The 2,246-nt window shown below is 66.7% G+C and carries 1 protein-coding gene and 2 pseudogenes; all 3 read right to left on the reverse strand.

The features are described 5' to 3' along the window. Positions 1 to 93: 93 nt before the first annotated feature. Positions 94 to 660: pseudogene (locus ACFYR3_RS45680) on the reverse strand (IS110 family transposase); the annotation flags it as partial. Positions 661 to 1,128: 468 nt separating this feature from the next. After that, a pseudogene (locus tag ACFYR3_RS45685) lies at positions 1,129 to 1,361 on the reverse strand (helix-turn-helix domain-containing protein); the annotation flags it as partial. A gap of 149 nt (positions 1,362 to 1,510) precedes the next feature. After that, the gene (locus ACFYR3_RS45690) at positions 1,511 to 2,020 is read right to left on the reverse strand and encodes a hypothetical protein (RefSeq protein WP_355852104.1); all 510 of its coding nucleotides are present in this window, start codon (positions 2,018 to 2,020) and stop codon (positions 1,511 to 1,513) included. Positions 2,021 to 2,246 lie beyond the last annotated feature (226 nt).

The following is a 2,246-nucleotide window of genomic DNA, read 5'->3' on the forward strand; positions in this document are numbered from 1 at the left end:
AGCGGGGAGATATCTGGCCATCCGCGGGGAAACCGCTGGCCATCAGTGGGGCCGTAAATGGCCGCCTATGGGGAGTATGCCGAGGCCACGGTCAGGGGTGGGGGCGAGCTTGAGCAGTTCGCGTGCTTCGGAACGGCACAGTCCGTTGGTCCATCCGGCGAAGGCGTCCAGGGCGGCGGGGTAGTACTCGCGTAGCAGCGAGCGTAGCTGGTTGGCGATCTGCTGCCGGTTCCAGGTCGCGTCCTGCTGGGCGCGGGCGAGGACGGCAATGGCGCGTGCGCGGTCGGTGTCGGCCGGCAGCGGCCGGTGCATGGGCATATCGGTGCGCAGGATGTTGGCCAGCACCAGAGCGTCGCCAGCGTCAGATTTCTTGCGGGAGACGCCGTGCCGATCGCGGTAGCGGGCAGCGGCCATCGGATTGATCGAGAAGATCTTCCGGTTGCCCTGCCGCAGGGCCGCGACCAGGAGGCCACGGCTTGTTTCGATGGCGATTGGGATCGGTTGGTCCTTCATATCGCCGTACTCGGCGAGCAGGTCCAGCAGCAGCCGGTAGCCAGCCATATCATCGGTGATGCGGCGCTTGGCCAGCAGTTGCCCGGTGTCGTCGATCAGGGCGACGTCGTGATGCTTCTCAGCCCAGTCAATCCCGCAGTAGATCAAGTTGTTTCTCCCTTTCGGCTCGGCACCGGCATCTGCGCTGGTCACGAGCGCATGCGGGCCACGCGGCTCCCTAATTCCAGGACTCTTCGGTCCGACATCTCACAAGCCGTTCGCGGCACCAGCGCGTCCAACGGGCCTCGGTCTTGTCCAGAACTCGAGGGCTCGGGACTGGTAAGAGGTCACCGTAAAACGGGCTCGCACCACCAACTCCAACGAGTGAATACGCCGCGGGTGATGGCAGCCGCGAAGACGGCGAACGTCACCGCTCTACCTAGAGGCCTCGCAGGCCGGGACTTGTATAGGTTGTCCGCCCCGTCCACGCGACCGCCATCACCTCAAGCACTGGGGCCGTGCGCCGCTCTCAGTGAAGGCCTCAATCAGCCTGGGTCCAGGAAGGCGTCACAGTCCCGTACTCGAACAGTCCGGCAGTGCTCCAGGAAGCCGCGCCGGTGCCGCTACCAACGAATTAGGGTCCAGGCAGGCCAGGCCATCTCGTTGAACCAGTGGATCACGTCCCGGACTGTGTCCTCGTCGGCCTGCACCAGCTGGGCGATCACCGGCACACGGTTCCCGCCGGCCGAGGCCAGCAGCATCGTCGCGCGCCGCTATCGCGCCGAACTCGTGCTGCCCCGGCGCACAATCTGCTGCAGCCGTTGCCCCTCCTGGCCGGTCAGTCTGCGCACACGGACGGGCTCGGCCACTGCGCCTCCAGCCGTCGGAACGGACATCACCGCACATCCAACCGCCACAACCACCAACCCGGCGAACCAATGCGGTCACAGCACCAGAGAGTTGAGGAAGCGGTGCTCCGGCGGAAGCCGGGCGGGAGTGTCGGCGGACGCGGCCCGAGTCAGCCCTTGGCCGGTTCCCCGGCGTCGATCCCGGCGAAGAACTCGTCCGCGAGGGCCCGTGCACCGGTCAGATTGTCGAGGGGTTCGCCGACGATGCGGCCCGCCAGTTCGGTGGCAAGCGTGAAGATGTCCTCACGCAGTTCAGCCTCCGCGATGATCCGGTCGGCCTCCAGTTGCGCCTTGGCCGACACCACGAGGTCTTCGCGCTCCCTGACGCCCTCGGCGCGCAGGGCCGCGAGAAAGGCGGCTCCCTCCTCGGTCGCGGTCCCGCGGAGCCGGGCGGCTTCATGGCGGGCAGCGCTGGCTTCGGCCTGGTACTCGGAGAGGATGCGACGCGCTTCCTCGTTCAGTGCGACGGCCCGCTCGGCGGTGCCTTCGATCGCCTCTTCACGTGCCGCGAGGGTCTTCTCGATGCGCGGAACCAGGACTTTCACGAAGACGGCGAAGACCAGAGCGAAACCGATGAGTCCGACTATGAGTTCAGGGCGTGGCGGATTCAGAGGTCCCATGTGGCGGATCCTACAGCGAGCGAGATCGAACAGGGTCGGCGCCCCTGACCTTGAAGGCTCTCAACTTCCGCTTGCCGTCGAGGCGTTGACTCGGCATCGACCCCGCCGTACGCATGCACATCCGGCCTCCACCCCCGTTACCTTTTCCGTGGCCCCGCAATGGGGCGCCTGGCCCCCGGGTCCGGTATGGCTGTGTGCCCCCTGTCGTACGGATGACCTGGGGGGT

It is taken from the genome of Streptomyces sp. NPDC005784 (genome assembly GCF_042871525.1).
GTDB lineage: Bacteria > Actinomycetota > Actinomycetes > Streptomycetales > Streptomycetaceae > Streptomyces.

Excerpts from the sequence above, each read along its gene's own strand:
- ACFYR3_RS45690 (WP_355852104.1), bottom strand. The coding sequence starts at position 2,020 with ATGGGACCTCTGAATCCGCCACGCCCTGAACTCATAGTCGGACTCATC.